Source organism: Myroides sp. A21, assembly GCF_000807225.1.
In the GTDB taxonomy this organism is placed as follows: Bacteria; Bacteroidota; Bacteroidia; order Flavobacteriales; family Flavobacteriaceae; genus Flavobacterium; species Flavobacterium odoratimimum.
The window spans coordinates 808,006-826,441 of sequence record NZ_CP010327.1; the positions used below are offsets into that span (position 1 = coordinate 808,006).

Below are 18,436 nucleotides of genomic sequence, written 5' to 3' on the forward strand. Positions count from 1 at the left end.
CACATTATAAATACTAATTAAACGAGAGGAGGACGTAGATCCTGACGGCTAAATAAAGAGGAATACAAATTATTATATCTATCATAAACCTTATGTACTCCTTTTATATCAAAATTAGGAGTAGGTAGTTCAGATTTATAATCAACATACATCAAAACAAAAGCAATAGTATATACCTGCTTAACAGCATCTTTCTTTTGTTCTTCCTTAGCTATCTTAGCTAATTCTTGCATTAGATAACACTGTCCATTACAATGCATCTCAGGCTTGTCTTGATTCACACATAAAAAAGTAGCGATATAATCATAGTCTACCAGGTAGTCTACCAACGGCACTACTGGTCTAAATACTAATAAGGATATGATTATAAACAAAAACTTTCTCACAATACAAATATACGCTAACCTAAGGTATAAAAAAAAGCGTTACCTAAATAGTAACGCTTCTAATCTATATTATCCTAAGTATGTCTTAAGAATTTTACTTCTAGACGTATGTTTTAATCTACGAATAGCTTTCTCTTTAATCTGTCTAACACGCTCTCTAGTAAGATCGAATGTTTCTCCTATTTCTTCTAATGTCATAGGATGTTGATCACCTAAACCGAAGTATAAACGTACAACGTCAGCTTCTCTAGGAGTCAAAGTCTCTAATGCTCTCTCGATTTCTGTTCTAAGAGACTCATGAATAAGCTCTCTATCTGGATTAGGAGACTCACCTGAACGCAATACATCGTATAAGTTAGAATCTTCTCCTTCTACTAACGGAGCATCCATTGATAAATGACGACCAGAGTTCTTCATACTCTCTTTTACATCATTTACAGTCATATCAAGCTCTACAGCGATTTCTTCTGCTGAAGGTGGACGTTCATTAGATTGCTCTAATAAAGCATACATCTTATTAATTTTATTAATAGAACCGATCTTATTCAATGGTAAACGTACGATACGAGATTGTTCTGCTAAAGCTGATAAAATCGACTGACGAATCCACCATACTGCATAAGAAATGAATTTGAATCCTCGTGTCTCATCAAAACGCTGTGCAGCTTTGATCAGACCTAAGTTTCCTTCATTAATTAAATCGGGTAATGTCAATCCTTGGTTTTGATATTGCTTTGCCACCGATACTACGAAACGTAAGTTTGCTTTCGTTAATTTCTCTAGTGCTCTTTGATCTCCTGCTTTGATTCGTTGCGCTAACTCTACTTCCTCATCCGCAGTAATTAAATCTACTTTACCAATTTCTTGCAAGTACTTATCTAGAGAAGCGGTCTCACGATTCGTTACCTGCTTGGTAATTTTAAGTTGTCTCATATTATTTCTATCCTTATTTTTGCTATGATGTGCTCTTCACACATTAGTTATACGTACACTATTACTAAAAGGTTACAACATTTTTAAAAATATTTTTTAACCTCATATTACCTACACAAAAAAAGCGCCACAAAATCAAAATCCTGTAGCGCTAACTTTATTTTATAAAAAATATAACTCTTTATCTTAGTAGTAATTCTCTTTACTTAATTCTAACTCATCTACCTCTACCTCATCCAGATACCTTTCTAAGCTATCATCTAACTCCTTCATCCATGGTGTATGATGCTCTTCTGCAGTGACACCTGTCATCACAGAAGTATATACTTTATCTCTATAATTTAGAATATTAGTTTCTTTATCATTTAACCAACTTTTAAACATCTCTGCCACTCTATCTAGATCAAATGTAGGATAATCTGTCATCTCTATCAATTCTTTGATATAATCAGTCTGGAAGTCTACATGCTCCTCTCCTGTTACAGACGCTTTTTCTAGTTCTACCCACTTAGCGATATCCTTATCCCTAGTTTCTTTATTAGGTAAAGCGATACGTCCTAACATATAATCTCTAGCAAACCAAGCTTGCGTATCGAACATATTGAACGTATAATATTGATCTTGCATTCCTAAAAAGATTAGTCGCTCATTCTCATTGAACACAACTCCTTTGTACAGATTATCTGGATATAGGTTATTCTTTGTCTTTAACCTTAAATTATCTGGCAAGAACGGGAACTTATGTTGGTACCCCGTACACAGAATTACGGCGTCATATTCCTTCTTAGAACCATCTTTAAAGTGAGCCACATTATTCTCGAAATGGGTTACAATAGGCTTTTCTTCGATACCTTTAGGCCATTTAGCACCTATAGGATTGGTTCTATATGAAATAGTAACTGATTTACTACCGTGTTTAAAACATTGTACACCGATATCCTCAGCAGAATAACTACTTCCTATTAACAAAATATCTTTATCTATAAACTGATCTGCACCTCTAAAATCGTGCGCATGCATAACAGTCCCAGGGAAGCTATCTATTCCCTTAAAATAAGGCATATTTGGCGTTGAGAAGTGTCCCGTTCCCACAACTAAGTAATCGAAGTACTCCTCAAAAGTTTCATTCTTTACTAAGTCATCGAATATAACTCTAAACTGCTTCTTATCTTCTAGGTAATCTACCCATCTAGCCACAGTATTAAACTTGATAAAATCTCTTGCATTACTCTGCTTAATACGCCCTTGTATATAATCGAATAAAACCTCTCTCGGTGGGTATGAAGATATAGGTTGTTTAAAGTGCTCCATAAATGTATAATCAGAGAACTCTAAACATTCTTTAGGCCCATTAGACCATAAGTATTTATACATACTCCCGTGTATTGGTTCACCATATTTCCCTACACCTGTACGCCAAGTATAGTTCCACATTCCTCCCCAATTATCTTGTTTTTCATAACATTTAATCTCTGGAATAGGGTTACCTTTTTTTTGTTCTGACTCGAACGCACGTAACATGGCTAATCCACTCGGACCAGCACCAATAATTCCAACTTTTAAATTTAACATAACTACATAACGAATTTGTCCTCACTATAAAGTGAAGAAATTAATAAAATGATTATCACTGATTGCTCAGCCGAGATAGAATACCACATGTTCGTATTCTATAATAGATACATCTAATAAACGATGTACATTAGGCAGCATAATTATATGCTGAAAATAAGGTCAAGTATATCAAACTTGAATTTGGATAGGAGTTGAATACACATGCTAAAAATATATAAGCATGCCACCCCCTATTAACGTTAATTGCTAATATAATACAAATTAATGACTTAACCAAAAAACACCATTATTAACCGCAAAAACACAACTACCACAATGACAATAATCAGCAGTATATAATATCGATATGGAAAGAGGAGGTCAGATATACTAACAGATATCTAGGATAGCCACCACTTGACTAGCTATCTCATAAAAATGAATACAAAAAAAGGACACCTATTACTAGATGTCCTTTATATAATAAAAAGAATTACTCTTATTTATTTTCTTGTTTTGGAGCCGCGTCTTTTTTCTCTTCTCTAGGAGGACGTGGCATTAAAGCTTTACGAGATACTTTAGCTTTTTTAGTTTTAGGGTCTATACCTAAATACTTAACATCTAATTCATCTCCCATTTTAAGAACGTCAGATACATTCTCAATACGTTTCCAATCTAATTCAGATACGTGAAGTAAAGTTTCTTTACCTGGTACAAATTCTACTACTGCACCGAAGTCAAGCATCTTAACCACTTTAACATGGTAAGTCTCACCTTCTACTGGAGAGAAAGTAGTATTACTAATAGCAGCTAATGCTCTATCCATACCTGCTTGATCAGTACCTAATACTTCGATGATACCATAATCACCTTCTTCGTTAATAACGATAGTAGTACCAGTTTCTGCTTGAAGCGCTTGGATATTTTTACCACCTGGTCCGATAACTGCACCGATAAAGTCTTTAGGAATTGTAACAGTAACAATCTTAGGAGCTTTAGGTTTAACAGTAGGATTAGGCACAGCGATAGTCTCTTGTAATAATCCCAAGATATGCATACGACCATCATGAGCTTGTTTTAACGCTTGCTCCATAATATCATAAGCTAATCCTTCGATCTTAATATCCATTTGACATGCAGTGATACCATCTTTAGTACCAGTAACTTTAAAGTCCATATCTCCTAAGTGATCCTCATCACCTAAGATATCAGACAATACAGCCCAACGTCCAGTTTTTGCATCAGAGATAAGTCCCATTGCAATACCTGAAACTGGTTTTTCAATTTGAATACCTGCATCCATTAATGCTAGAGTACCAGCACATACAGTAGCCATAGAAGAAGAACCGTTAGACTCTAATACCTCAGATACTAAACGAATAGTATAAGGACAGTCTGCAGGGATCATGTTTTTCAAAGCACGTTGTGCTAAGTTACCATGACCTACCTCTCTACGAGAAGTACCTCTTAATGGTTTTGCCTCACCTGTAGAGAATGGAGGGAAGTTATAATGTAAGTAGAACTTCTCTTCACCTTGCTCACTTGGTAAGTCGATAATATTCGCATCTCTTGATGTACCTAATGTTACAGTAGCTAACGCTTGCGTTTCACCACGTGTAAAGATAGAAGACCCATGCACTGAAGGTAAATAATCTACTTCACTCCAGATAGGACGAATCTCAGTAGTCTTACGACCATCAAGACGAATGTTTTGATCTAAAATAAGGTTACGTACAGCCTCTTTTTGAGTTTTCTTAAAGTATGTACTGATCAGTTCAGCTTTCTCTTCTAAATCTTCTTCAGAGAATAAAGCTTTAACTTCTTCATACACCTCAGCGAATTTCTCTCCACGCTCAGATTTAGCACTAGCATGAGAAGCTATTTCATACAATTTAGCATACGCTGCATCATGTACGATTTTCTCCACCTCTTCATCAGTTGCTTCTGGTTCGTACTCACGGTAAGTAAGTCCTAATGCAGCACGCATCTTCTCTTGAGCTTCGATCTGAATTTTAATCGCCTCATGAGCAAACTTTATTGCATCAATCATTTCTTGTTCTGAGATTTCTTTCATCTCACCCTCCACCATACATACAGAGTCTTTAGATGCACCGATCATCATATCAAGATCAGATGCGTCTAGTTGTTCTCTAGATGGATTGATGATGAACTGCCCATCAACGCGAGCAACTCTTACCTCAGAAATAGAATTATAGAATGGAATATCTGATACTGCTAATGCTGCAGAAGCAGCTAATCCAGCTAATGCATCAGGCATTACATTTTCGTCATGAGACATTAATTGAATCATAACTTGTGTTTCTGCGTGATAGTCATCTGGGAACAATGGACGTAAACAACGGTCTACTAAACGCATTGTTAACACCTCTTGATCACTCGGACGAGCTTCACGTTTAAAAAAGCCTCCTGGAAAACGTCCAGCAGCAGAAAATTTTTCTCTGTAATCTACAGTTAAAGGAAGGAAGTCTACACCAGGGTTAGCAGTTCTCGCTGATACAGCTGTAGCTAAAAGCATACAGTCTCCCATACGAACAACTACAGAACCATCTGCTTGTTTCGCTAATTTCCCAGTTTCGATCGAGATGCTACGGCCATCTCCTAAATCGATAATCTCTTTAGTTACCTTAGGAATCATAATAAATTAATACTTTAGGGTTTCTGTCTCTCCGAAGAGAGACATTAATAATTGTGTGTTGTGTTGTGTGTGTTGTTGTGTAGTTGTATGAAACCCAATGAAAAACCAGTCTTTTTCTGCAAAAAGGCTAAAAAGAAAAAGAGGCGCACAAAGGCACCTCTTCTCTATATTGATTATTTTCTAATACCCAATACTTTGATAATCTCACGATATCTGTTAATTTCTGTATTCTTTAAGTAGTCAAGAAGTCTTCTTCTTTTACCTACTAAAAGAACTAATGAACGCTCTGTATTATAATCTTTACGATTTTTTTTCAAGTGCTCAGTTAAATGCGTGATTCTGTATGTGAACAAAGCGATTTGTCCTTCAGCAGATCCAGTGTTAGCTGCAGCTCCACCGTGTTGTGCGAAGATCTCAGCTTTTTTCTCTTTTGATAAATACATGCCAATATTATTTTTAATGATTTTTATGCATGAAATATGGTGTATCCATATTTACGTTTGCAAAGGTAATTTTATTTTTCAAAATACAACTATAAATAATACACTTTTTTTTAGGTTCTTATTTACCCTCTAGTACATTGATTACCAATACCTCAATTAATAACAGTATAATCTAAACAAAACGCAAGTCTTCTTTATAATAGGAACTAAATAAACAATTTAGCTATTTCTACATTTAGTAATTCTAAAAATGATTGATCCTCAGCTGTAAATGCATTAATCGTATTAGAATCAATATCTATTTGTCCGATATTAACTCCATCAACAAATAACGGAACTACAATCTCAGACTTAACAGTAATACTACAAGCAATATAATTATCTTGAGCAGTCACATCTTCTACTAAAAAAGTCTCATTACTAACAGCCACCTGTCCACAAATCCCCTTACCAAAGGGAATCACTGTATGGTCTGTCTCAGGACCGCTGTAAGGTCCTAAATGAAGCACTCTCTCTTCTGGCACTGCAAAGTAGAACCCAACCCAATCATAGTACGCTATTTTCTCATTTAACAGAACACATACTTGCTTTAACTTCTCTGTTCTATCTAATACATTAGATTCTAATATTGCCTTAGATGCCACTAAAAGCTCTTGATATAAATTATTCATCTTAATTATGGTTTTATAGAAAAACAAATATAACAATCACTTCATTCTATCAATAGAAGTATTTCAAAAAAACTTACACATAGGTATAAAAGCAAAAAAGCATTAGAACTCACCTCTAATGCTTTTTTCAAACAACAATATGTAATTTCGTAGCCAAACTCACAAACTACAAAATATAATAATCTTTTTTATAGCAATTCTTTTTATTCCTTATTCGTATTGCTTTATCAAATACTTAATCAAATCAGTACTAGTAAGCATTCCTACTAATATATCTCCATCCATAACAGGCAATGATCTAAATCCTCTTTCGATAATTATTTCGGCTGCATCCTTAATACTACAATCTGCTTGTATAGTCACAACGTCCTTAACCATTACTTGTTCTATAGAGAACATATTATATATAGTGGTATCAATAATATCATCATTATCTCCTACCGTCTCTGCTAAACTAATTCTTACTAAGTCAGTATAACTGAGAATTCCTACTAACTCTCCTCCAGATAACACAGGAAGATGTCTAATCTTGTTCTCTTTAAATAACTTTTCAGCATTTGTCAATGAATCTGTTAGATTTAACTTGACAAGTTTTGAAGCCATAATACTAGAAATTGGTACATTCTGTCTCATATCATAACTTATTTTGTTAGGACAAATGTAACCTAACACTATATCTAAAAATATGATATTTATCAGATTCCATCTTTTTTCATTTATTTTTTAAAAAAAGGCAATTTTATTTTCAGTCTAACACAACACCAATTGCGTCCTCCCTTAGCGTTTATCACTACTTATCACTTCACACAAAAGAAATCTACCCCTACAGAATAATCTCTACCCACTACAAAAAAAGAATATTACCTCTCTCTTCAGCAGTCTTTTTTATTACTAAAATAGGGGTGGTCGGCTTGTGGTCGGCATATGATAGGCATGTGCTCGGCTAAAAAGTACTATAAATAAGCCCATCACTACCCGATCACATCCCCATCAATATCCGATAATATAAAAGTAGGAGTATAATAAAGAGATAATAAGAGTATAAAACAGGCTTTTGAAAAATCTATTCTTTAACTAGGAGATAGCTTGCTACATAAGTCATCATTATAGCAAACAGTAAAGTCTATAAAACAAAAAACGCTATTATCTATGATTAGATAATAGCGTATATATTTTGCGTCCGCGGGAGGGTTCGAACCCCCAACCCTCAGAGCCGAAATCTGATATTCTATCCAGTTGAACTACACGGACATTAAATCTACTATTTAGACAATAGAGATTTTACTGCAGATGAGATGGTCTTACCATCAGCTTTACCAGCTAATTCTTTAGTAGCGATTCCCATTACTTGTCCCATTGAAGACATACCACTGAAACCACCATTCGTAATTATCTCACCTATTATTTTTTGAACTTCTTCTTCTGATAATTGCTCTGGCAAGAATTGTTCTATGATTGCAGCTTGTGCTATTTCTGGCTCAGCTAAATCATTTCTCCCTTGCTCTGAAAAAATATTAGCACTGTCTTTTCTTTGTTTTACTAACTTCTGAAGAATCTTAATCTCCTCTTCTTCTGTTAAATCAGCTTGTGCTCCTGATTGAGTTTGAGCTAATAATAACTCTGACTTTACTGCTCTTAATGCTTCTAAAGCTACTGTATCCTTCGCTTTCATTGCACTTTTTATAGCGTCCATGATCTTTGATTGTAAACTCATATCAATTATTTTTATTTTTTGCAAATATATAAAAAAGCCCATGTAACTAACAAAATCATATAGTTATAAGTTCACTAAATTCTTTATATTATACAATAATCAACTTATTTATCCGAATAATGTACCTCTTTTCTGTTGGGAATCAGAATTAAAAGTTTTAAAAATTAACTTTTAAAAATATTCATAATCATAATAAAATTTGATATTTGTCAAAACTCGTCTGAACCCAATATAGAGACGGTCTACTAAAGCATCAAACCAAAACTAACAAACATAAGAAGCGATATAACGTAAACAAGCAATAAAACATTATAAACACCTATTACTACCTTACAAAATATGCTAACTTCTATCGAACTAAAATCTACCTATGGTATAGAGGTAGGTAGAGCTACTTACCTTACAGAAGACACTGTGCCGTTCGAACAACACAAAGATGTCTACCAACTACTTTGGTTACAAAAAGGAAAAGTAACTGTCACCCTAACTACGAACAAAAAAGAAATTAAAGAAGGAGACTGTCTATTCTTAGGAAAGAATGAGCTATTTCGCTTAACGGCTTCTGAGAGTTACACCTTATACTATGTGCAGTTTACAGATAATTTTTACTGTAGAACAGAACTTGACAGTCACTTTTTAAGCAAGTGTTTCTTCTTTGATAATACGAATGCTATTAATTCGATTACGCTTAAGCCGGAGCACGAAGTTTTTGTACAATGTTATTTTACCACTTTATTAAAACTGAAGTCAAAAGAATATAGTGATGTACATTATATGTTAGCTCATAATATTATAGAGAGAGTTCTTCTGTATATTATGGCAGGCCATATAGAGAAGTTTGTCAGCTTTAATAAAGAGAAACTTACTCCACTACAAATACAACATACTGTAAAATTTAATGAGTTGATCAAAAATAACATTAGAAAAGAAAGAAACGTTCATTTCTATGCAGAACAGATGAATATCTCTATCGCTAAGTTAACTGAAGTGTGCAAAGAAGTATTTGGGACTACGCCTAAAAAAATAATAGCGAGTGCAGTGGTCAACGAAATAAAGCTATTATTAAAGCATACTCCGATGACCATTAAGGAAGTTGCTTTTGAGCTAAACTTTGAAGACGTGAGTAACTTCATCCGTTTCTTTATAAAAGCAACAGGACTGAGCCCTAAAGAATATAGAGAACTATTATAATATCGTTTATCCCTTCTCCCCTTGTAATGACTATTTACAAGGGGATTTTTTACATCCTTCACAGTCAATTCTCTCTCCGACTAAATAATCCTAACAAAAAGAGGTTTTAATACCGTTTAAACTTAAAAACCTAAATAACAACAATCTACTACTATTTAAAGTGTCAATAACATATAAAAACACATCTTAGACTACATAAAACAAATTCACAAATCTTTAAAATCAAGGCTTTTATTAAGAATATTTTATCACATTATGTGATAAATGACAATTCTTTGAAGATAAATGACACTATTTGAGAATCAAAGCTGCTATACTTTTGCCAAACAAAATAACAAATCAAGTATTCCCACAATTAAAAAGAAATAAGCAAATGAAAACAACATTTAAATTAGTATTAGTAGCAGTTTTAGCTTTCGCAAGTACTTCAACTTTCGCACAAGACAAAAAAAGTACAGGAAGCACAAACTTAAACGTTAACTTATCAGACGTTTATGAATTGACTGTTAAGAATCCTAATGTAAATATCCAAATGAACACTGTAGAACAGTTTCAAAAAGGTAGTACTTCAGGTGAATTACAAAACCACTTAGAAGTAACAGCTACTCAAAAATATGAAGTAAAAGTGATCGCTAGCAGTGATTTAACAAATGATGGAGTTAGCATCCCTGTAAACACAGTAGAAGTAAGAGTAAAAGGTAACAATAACTTAGCAGAAGGTGCTGCACCAGCTAACTTTAATGCTACTCATAACATCACTCCATTAGCTACTACAGAGAGCAGCTCTTTAATCACTACATCTGCAGGAAGTGCTAAGATGGGATATGCTATCGAATACGCTATACCAGCAAGCCAAACTTCTGCATATACAGACAAAAAAGCAGGTACATACAGCACTACAGTTACTTATAACTTATATGCTCTATAATAAGATATAGCCTTATACAATATAAATCTACTGTAGTGATATCATTCACTTCAGTAGATTTTTTTTTGGACTAAAAAGCGAATTAATACCCTCTGCTTCTATTCCATTTATTTGTTACCCAAAACAGCTAAAAACATTGACGATTATTGACTTTGTACGCTTTTTTTTACTAAATTTAGAATATCTAAAACAGATGATATGAGACAATTATTCTTTACCTTCTTTTTGATCTTAGTCAGTGTGGTAATGCATGCTCAGAATACTGCGCAAACTAACCTTATCGTGACTCTAAAACCAATACAGTCTATAAAGATTAATGATCAACAATCTAATATCAATCTGTCTTTCGAAACAGTAGAAGATTATACTAAAGGAAAGATCAGCGACCAAGCAGATCATATAGAAGTAATGAGCAGTGGTACTTATGAAGTAAGGGTGGCTGCTAGCTCTCCGCTGACTAGTAATAATGAACAAATAAGTTTAGAAAACATTAGTCTAAACCCTACATTAGGAACTATCGGTGACTTTAGAGAAAATATAACCATGATACCTGTATCACTATCTATGAAAGAACACAATATGATTAGTTCTAATCTAGGTGATGTGAAAAGAACTTTCAATGTGTCTTATAAAATGGATGCATCCGAAGAATTATTAAATAAACCAGTAGGTACTTATAGTACTGTAATTACTTACACTATCTTATCATTGTAATATTACACGTGTTTAAAAAATCATTATTCATCACACTCCTCTTCTGTGTCACCAGCATCGCTATGGCTCAGATAGGATCTACAAGGGCTAGGATAGTACTAAACTTTAAGGAGCAACAATCCTTGGTTATCTCACATTCTACTGTAGATTTAAACTTAAATAGAGGAGAAGTATATACACAAGGGGCAGAAACAGGTATTCTGAAAAATCATGTGATCATAAAGTGTTCTACTCCATACGAATTGTCAGTACGCACCATAAATCCATATTTTCAATATGAGTCAACATTGTCATCACTGCCTGTGTCTATCATTCATATCAAGCCAAGTGTAGCCACATCTACCCTATTAAACTTCCCGTTGAGATTAAGTACAATCAACTTATCTGATAAGCCTCAGATAATCTTACAATCTGAGAACAGAAGTAACAGTCAACAAATAGATGTCAATTACGCGATTCCGAAACAAAACATTGTAAGTATATTAAATAAAAAAGCAGGAACATATAAAACAGAGATTATATACACGCTACTGCCTCACTAAAATTAAAGCACCACATCATAATGAAAAAACTAATACTACTATTCCTTTTACTAAGCGCTCTTCCAATATTCGCACAAGCAGGACTGTCTATCTCTCCTGGTAAAATGTACTTTAGAAATGCTGCTGGAACTATAGCTACTCAAAAAGTTCGTATAGCCAATCCAAATGACAAAGCTGTCGAAGTAGGAGTCTCTATTGGAGATTGGAATTATGATGAGAGAGGTAGTAATAATGTAGTAGAAGCTAATACATTAGAAACTTCAGCTTCTCAATGGATTCAAGTATTACCTAATTCTTATTTTGTAATTGAACCAAACGAAGTCAAAGAAGTAGAGATTATACTTAATGTTCCTCAAGACCTGCCTGCTAATATACCTGTACATACAGCGATGGTGTTCTTCACTCAGTTAAATCCTGGGAATGCAGTGGATGAAAACGGTGCTGCTATCAAAGTGACAGTGCGTATGGGACTAAAAGTATATCATGCAAATCAAAATAATACAGAGTCTGTAGAAATAGTAGATATCAAACCTGCCAAGACTGCTGAGGGAGAAAAAGCGATAGAAGTTAACTTTCAGAACGATGGAAAACTATGGAGTGACGGAAAGATGACAGCGAGTATCTTCAATCAACAAACGGGAGAGAAAACAACATTGAATACACTAGATTTTTACAGTCTACCTACTGACTTAAGAAAGCATATTATACCACTACCGAATCAACTAAAAACAGGCACTTACACCTTTATTATCCAACTAACTTATGGCAAGGATAATATCGTAAAAGTGGCAGAACTAGACTTCACGCTATGAACCTAAAGTTAAATATATACATCAGCCTATTTTTATTACTACTGAGCAATACGGTATTAGCACAGTATGACTTAAATATTTATGGAGGCGGACAGTCTGTATTAAATTCATATAATGATCTAAAAGTAGGGAAGACAGAAGATAAACAGATCTCTGTACAGTTTCGCAGATTCTACGGAACGCCTTCACCTACCAAATGGAAGTTAACGGTAAGACTACTCGATGATTACTATGCAGGAAACTATATGGTACCTGCTGAGATGTCAACATTAAGTACGAATAAACAAGGGGGTAATTTTAATCAACTTGCCTTCAGTGTCGTGGGAAGAGATTTACCTCTAAGCAAATATCAAGAAAATACGATCATAGAGAGTACAACACCTCTACCAGAAGGTAACTACTATACCTTAAACTTTGACTTGACTATTCGAGGAGGGGTACATTTACTGACTATTCCTAACAATACTTATATGAGTACATACGAGTTCTCCTTATATGATACTTCGTCAGGTAGAGACCAGTTACTTCTACGTAAAACATCTGGTACTGGTAATGCAAGATTCCAAATTAACTATGTAGGAAATCACGGAGATCAAATAGCAGAGTTGCGAAATGGTGCTAGTGAATTTGTCTTTAACTTTGATTCACCAGATGATATTGTAAAAGGGAAAACGATCACGATAAGCAATGCTCTTTACATCAAGAGTTATCAAGGTCATCAAGTACTCGTAAAGACAGCAGATAATATGATGTATAATAACACGATGTCGAATAGCTTACCTGTTTCTATACTAAAACTAAAGGCGACTTTAAATAACCTTGAAGGAGGTAGTCCTTCAGATGCTAGAGATGTAAAGATATTCGGTCCATTATCACTGTCTGCTAATGAACAGCCTCTTGCCTCCTTCTCGAGATGGAGTCAATCGATGTCATATAACCTTGAACTGAGCATTCCTCCTAATCAGAAGGAATTACAACAAGCTAGTGGTAGATACGAAACTTATTTATACTTTGTAATTGTCCCTAATTAATGCTTAAACAGCTTTATACATTACTGTTTATCTGTTTGTTTTCACTTTCATACACACAACAAACACCTATACATTTAAAGTTTACGGATATAGAAACTCCTGCGGATGAATATGGTAATATCTCATCAGCCATAGAAGTATCTAATGTCAGTAATACACAATGGTCTGGGAATATAAAGATAGAAGGTAATTCTACTAACTTACGCATATCTAGTAACGCTAATAAATTCATTCAGATACACCCTGGACAGAGAGTCTATGTCCCTATCATAGCGAATATAGACCAGTCTGCTAGTAGTGAGATAGATTTGTTCATAAGAGCTAGTCTAAGCAACAATCTAAATCAAATCATACAAGTAGCTGAACAAAAGATTTTAATACAAAGAAACAGACGTATCTTACTTCAAAATCAGAACAATCATTTACAGTTCCAAAAAATAGGAGATACGATACATTTAAAAGCTTCGATTCAAAATAGAGGTAATACATCAGAAAAGCTTCATTATATCATAACCTTTCCGAATCAGGTCAATAAACACCGTACTCATACTTCTCATATCACATTAGCTCCACAGCGAGATACTCTCATTACTATCAACCAAATCATCTCGAAAGAAGCTGTTAAACTAGAGGATTTTGATATCACTGCTACGCTATTATATGAAAATGGAGATTTTATATCACGTACTAACTATAGTGTCAGCTCTTTAAAATCTAAACGACGATATAAAATAGATAATTCGAATACAGATCCTTATTACCAGAGAAACACAATAGAACTTAACCGTGTTAGTGGTAATAATGTAATGAACTCATTTCAGTTGATAGGTTCTACAGAAGTTCACTTAAGCGAAAAGACTAAAGTAGGATTAACTGGAGATCTAATCTATTGGGACAAGGAGAACAAATATAATCTACGTCACTTCCTAGCAGATATCAAGACCGAAAAAGTACAAGTACTAGCTGGTAATATTTACCAAACAGGGGAATTCTCATTACAAGGACGAGGGATACAAACTAATATTAATATAAAAGACTCCATTTCTATACAAGGTGGATACTTAGATAAAACCTATTTAATCACAGATGCAAGTGATCGCTCTATTGGCTATAATACATGGATTGGGTTTACTTCGCTTAAACACAAGTGGAGACAATCACAGCTGTACTATGATCTAAACCATCGCTATGATGAGAAAAAGACGCTGTGGTATAATACATTTAGCCTATGGAATACTCCTACATTTAATTTAGAAATGATGGAAGGTATCTCTACTATAGATAGTAAAGAAAATAATCAATTAGGAGCCTTTATAGGGATAAATGCATATGCCCGATGGGACAAGTATCAATTCCAAACAAATAGCTTCTACAGTAGCCCTTATTATGCAGGTATTAGACAAGGTGCTTCTCAAGTGTCTAGTAGCATCAGAAGAAACTTTGATAAGCATAGTTTTGGCTTGACACAAAGTTTCGTCCACTATGCTCCTAAATACAGTTATACAGATTATAATAACTCAAAACAACAATCTAATACCATAGGGCTAAACTATTCCTATAGAATTCAGACCAATATGCTTCTACTAAGCCCACGTTATGTAAATGAACAACGCTTCAATTACAAAACTCAATTAATGGATGACTTAGATGCATTGAGATTAAGTACTTCATTCAATCACAATAGTTTCACTAGTGGCTTAGGATATAATGTATCACTTGATTTAGGGAACTATCTCTCTAAGGTAAGTTTAACTGATAAATTACACTACCGCTTAAATGCCGGAGTCAACTATAAAAGTGTTGATTTTGGAGTGAGCTATCAGTACAATTATAGCAATCTAAGTGAAGTCATCAACTCGAGTTACTTAGGCTTTATAGATACAAGTACTTATACTAATCTGATGATTATGGGAAACTATAGACAACGTTTTTTCAATAATCATGTAGGAGTGGTACTTAACGCTTATTATACGAAGACATCAACAACAGATGACTTATGGCAATTAAATAGTCGTTTAGAATATAAGTTGACAAAGGACTTTGATATCTATGTTAGTAGTTATAACAACTATGGAGGCTTTTCTAAGAACAATAAAACAAATTATGTACAAATAGGTGTAATCAAACAATTAATGCCTTACAAGCCTTATGAGAAAGCGTATACTCTAAAGATAATCGTTTACTACCAAGATGAAGCGAATAATAACTATCCTGCATCTAATAGAATAGTCTATATCAACAATAAATCATTTATCACGAATAAAGAAGGAGCAATAGAATATAAAAAGTTACCTCTTGATAGCTATACCATACAAGTCAAAAATGATCAGGAATGGTTTGCTAATACAGATAAGATCGTATTAAAATCAGATACCACACATAGCATTCACTTAAGACAGACAACTACGTTATCTGGTAGTATTAATTATGAATTCTCTGAGAACTCGCATCTTATCAATAGAAATCTCTCTGGACAACGTATCGTAGCTCAAAGCCATACTGGAGAAAGCTACACTACCTATACGTCAGATAGTGGTAACTATATTCTATACATTCCTAAAGGCGACTATATACTAACGCTATACCCAGAGAATAGTGCTTATGTAGATGTTCTAAAAAATGCTATCAAAGTAAGTACCCATATTAATCAACCGCAGATAAATAATTTCACTATTAAAATCAAGGATAAAGAAGTACAAACTAAAAAGTTTAACTCTATCCAATTCTAGCGTCAAAATATGGCGAAAAATAAAAGGACTATCTTTCGATAGTCCTTTTAAATAATATACTTGTAATTAATCTACATTATCGTGTAAATATGAGTTGTTAGATCTTAACTGCCCATCGTTATTACTATCTAACCCGAAAGTAATACGTGACTTATTAGTTGTCTCGTCTGACTCGTGTAAGTCTACTCCACTTCTTTTATAAGCTGGCTCACGCTCTAACTCTGTTAACTGACTGTTCGTATTATTAAACTTGTAGTTAAACTCTTTCATCTTTTTTCTGCGTTCAGCAGCGCGACTCTTAAGTGTAAACTCCTCGATACTCATCTCGATAGGGTTTACTTCATCTAGTTCCTCTTCTACTACTGCATTAGATGCTTCTACTGCAGCTGGAGTTGGTTCCTCAGATTTAATAGAAAATCTAAATTCATCTTCTATTGCATCTTGATGTTTATTAATCGGTTTTGCTGATGCTAACTCACTTTCTTTATCTGTATAATCTTCTAAAGAGAACATGATAATTTCTTCTTTAGGAGCAGCCATATTTTGAACTGATTTAGCTTCATTACCATAAGCAATATTGCTTTTTGCTTCTACCACATCATCCTCTAAATGATACACAACAGGAGCATTTGCTTGTGGTTGTTGAGACACTTGTGTTTCTGGTCTTTTTGCTACATTTACAATAACAAACTCAGGATCAACAACATTTATATCTCTTATATCTTTTGTTTTTGCTAAATTTTGCTCTTCTGAAATACTAGTATTTTTTTTTACTTCCTCAGAAGGCGTTACGATTTCAAAAAAAACATCTAATCCATTAGCATCACTTGCTTTCTCAGTAGCTTCTGCTGTCACTTGATTTACTTGAACGTCTTCCTCATTCATTGCCTCTACAGAGATACCTTCATCAAGATCTTCATCTTCAAAATCACCTAACTGATGTACAGTAATTTTTTCTGTTTCTTCTACTGCATCTTCTGAAGAAGAAATAATAGTAGTAACCTTAGATAATGGCTCATCTGGAGAAGAGTAGCCGAAAGACTCTACAGATGAAGCTTGCATTAAATTATGCTCTAACTTCTGATCACCTTCTAATACGTGAATAATCTTATTAGGCTCACCTGTTGTAACAATACTTTTTTGTTGTTCGATATTGAAACCTGTAGCAATGATTGTTACAGAAATAGCATCTCCTAAAGACTCATCTTCACCAACCCCCATAATGATGTTAGCATTATGCCCAGCTTCTGTCTGGATGTGGTCGTTGATTTCACCTATCTCATCAATTGTAATCTCATTTGCACCAGACACAATTAATAACAATACATTCTTAGCACCGCTAATCTTATTATCATTTAATAGAGGAGAATCTAATGCATCTACAATAGCATCTTTAGCTCTAGTTTCACCAGAAGCTGTAGCAGATCCCATTATAGCAGTACCACTATCAGATAATACAGTCTTAGCATCCTTTAAGTCAATATTCTGAGTATAGTGATGCGTAATAACTTCTGCGATACCACGAGCTGCAGTAGATAAGACTTCGTCGGCTTTGGAGAAACCAGCTTTGAAACCTAAATTACCATATACCTCTCGTAACTTATTATTATTGATAACAACTAAAGAGTCAACTTGTTTACGTAGACGTTCAACCCCTTTTAAAGCTTGGTCTTGTCTTACCTTACCTTCGAATTGGAAAGGAATAGTAACAATACCTACTGTAAGGATATCACGTTCTTTAGATAACTGAGCAATAACTGGAGCAGCACCTGTACCAGTACCACCACCCATACCAGCAGTGATAAATACCATCTTAGTGTTGGTATCTAACATCTTCTCTATCTCTTCTATACTTTCTAAAGCAGACTGTTGGCCCACTTCTGGATTAGCTCCTGCTCCTAACCCTTCCGTAAGGTTAACTCCTAACTGAATTTTAGTTGGAACTGGACTATTTTCTAATGCTTGAGAGTCAGTATTACACACTATAAAATCTACACCTTTAATTCCTTGTTGGAACATGTGATTAATAGCATTACTTCCACCGCCTCCTACACCTATTACTTTGATAACGTTTGATTGGTTTTTCGGTAAATCAAACTTTATTCCTCCAAAATCTGTATTCTCCATATACG

General features: G+C 34.3%; 16 protein-coding genes and 1 tRNA gene. 7 read left to right on the top strand and 10 right to left on the bottom strand.

Annotated features, from left to right (window positions below; genetic code table 11):
* Nucleotides 1–17 precede the first annotated feature (17 nt).
* The 9 genes from MYRA21_RS03765 to MYRA21_RS03805 form a co-directional block, all read right to left on the bottom strand.
* A complete protein-coding gene (locus MYRA21_RS03765) occupies nt 18–386 on the bottom strand; it encodes a hypothetical protein (RefSeq protein WP_006264640.1) in 369 nt (122 codons plus the stop codon).
* 69 nt (nt 387–455) lie between these two features.
* Nucleotides 456–1,319 (bottom strand): RNA polymerase sigma factor RpoD/SigA, encoded by an 864-nt coding sequence (locus MYRA21_RS03770; RefSeq protein WP_002987652.1) that lies wholly within the window; start codon nt 1,317–1,319, stop codon nt 456–458.
* Nucleotides 1,320–1,505: 186 nt separating this feature from the next.
* Complete coding sequence (locus tag MYRA21_RS03775) at nt 1,506–2,891, bottom strand: NAD(P)-binding domain-containing protein (protein ID WP_006259667.1); 1,386 nt, start codon at nt 2,889–2,891, stop codon at nt 1,506–1,508.
* A gap of 481 nt (nt 2,892–3,372) precedes the next feature.
* On the bottom strand, nt 3,373–5,529 hold the full coding sequence (locus tag MYRA21_RS03780; RefSeq protein WP_006259668.1) for a polyribonucleotide nucleotidyltransferase: 2,157 nt from the start codon (nt 5,527–5,529) through the stop codon (nt 3,373–3,375).
* A 173-nt stretch (nt 5,530–5,702) separates the two neighbouring features.
* The gene (gene rpsO / locus MYRA21_RS03785; protein ID WP_006259669.1) at nt 5,703–5,972 is read right to left on the bottom strand and encodes a 30S ribosomal protein S15; all 270 of its coding nucleotides are present in this window, start codon (nt 5,970–5,972) and stop codon (nt 5,703–5,705) included.
* Between the two features lie 206 nt (nt 5,973–6,178).
* Nucleotides 6,179–6,643, bottom strand: a complete 465-nt coding sequence (locus MYRA21_RS03790) for a GAF domain-containing protein (RefSeq protein ID WP_006259670.1) — start codon at nt 6,641–6,643, stop codon at nt 6,179–6,181.
* Between the two features lie 210 nt (nt 6,644–6,853).
* Nucleotides 6,854–7,276 (bottom strand): CBS domain-containing protein, encoded by a 423-nt coding sequence (locus MYRA21_RS03795; protein ID WP_006259671.1) that lies wholly within the window; start codon nt 7,274–7,276, stop codon nt 6,854–6,856.
* A 544-nt stretch (nt 7,277–7,820) separates the two neighbouring features.
* Nucleotides 7,821–7,894, bottom strand: a tRNA-Arg gene (locus MYRA21_RS03800).
* 10 nt (nt 7,895–7,904) lie between these two features.
* Entirely contained in the window at nt 7,905–8,357 is a 453-nt protein-coding gene (locus MYRA21_RS03805; RefSeq protein WP_006259672.1) for a GatB/YqeY domain-containing protein, read from the bottom strand.
* A 339-nt stretch (nt 8,358–8,696) separates the two neighbouring features.
* Here MYRA21_RS03805 and MYRA21_RS03810 point away from each other — a divergent pair, with 339 nt between their 5' ends.
* From MYRA21_RS03810 to MYRA21_RS03840, 7 genes are all read left to right on the top strand, one after another.
* A complete protein-coding gene (locus MYRA21_RS03810) occupies nt 8,697–9,548 on the top strand; it encodes a helix-turn-helix domain-containing protein (protein ID WP_006259673.1) in 852 nt (283 codons plus the stop codon).
* Between the two features lie 373 nt (nt 9,549–9,921).
* On the top strand, nt 9,922–10,476 hold the full coding sequence (locus tag MYRA21_RS03815) for a hypothetical protein (protein ID WP_006259674.1): 555 nt from the start codon (nt 9,922–9,924) through the stop codon (nt 10,474–10,476).
* A gap of 198 nt (nt 10,477–10,674) precedes the next feature.
* On the top strand, nt 10,675–11,190 hold the full coding sequence (locus MYRA21_RS03820) for a hypothetical protein (protein ID WP_006259675.1): 516 nt from the start codon (nt 10,675–10,677) through the stop codon (nt 11,188–11,190).
* Between the two features lie 62 nt (nt 11,191–11,252).
* Nucleotides 11,253–11,732: a hypothetical protein gene (locus tag MYRA21_RS03825; protein ID WP_006259676.1), complete on the top strand. Its 480-nt coding sequence runs from the start codon at nt 11,253–11,255 to the stop codon at nt 11,730–11,732.
* Between the two features lie 20 nt (nt 11,733–11,752).
* A complete protein-coding gene (locus tag MYRA21_RS03830) occupies nt 11,753–12,544 on the top strand; it encodes a hypothetical protein (protein WP_006259677.1) in 792 nt (263 codons plus the stop codon).
* The gene (locus tag MYRA21_RS03835; RefSeq protein WP_006259678.1) at nt 12,541–13,575 is read left to right on the top strand and encodes a hypothetical protein; all 1,035 of its coding nucleotides are present in this window, start codon (nt 12,541–12,543) and stop codon (nt 13,573–13,575) included. The genes MYRA21_RS03830 and MYRA21_RS03835 overlap by 4 nt, the downstream gene beginning before the upstream one ends.
* Nucleotides 13,575–16,304 carry a hypothetical protein gene (locus tag MYRA21_RS03840; RefSeq protein ID WP_006259679.1) on the top strand — a complete coding sequence of 910 codons (2,730 nt, stop codon included), beginning with the start codon at nt 13,575–13,577 and terminating at the stop codon, nt 16,302–16,304. The genes MYRA21_RS03835 and MYRA21_RS03840 overlap by 1 nt, the downstream gene beginning before the upstream one ends.
* 66 nt (nt 16,305–16,370) lie before the next feature.
* On the opposite strand, the gene ftsZ is transcribed toward MYRA21_RS03840, so the two are convergent.
* Complete coding sequence (gene ftsZ / locus MYRA21_RS03845) at nt 16,371–18,431, bottom strand: cell division protein FtsZ (protein WP_006259680.1); 2,061 nt, start codon at nt 18,429–18,431, stop codon at nt 16,371–16,373.
* Nucleotides 18,432–18,436 lie beyond the last annotated feature (5 nt).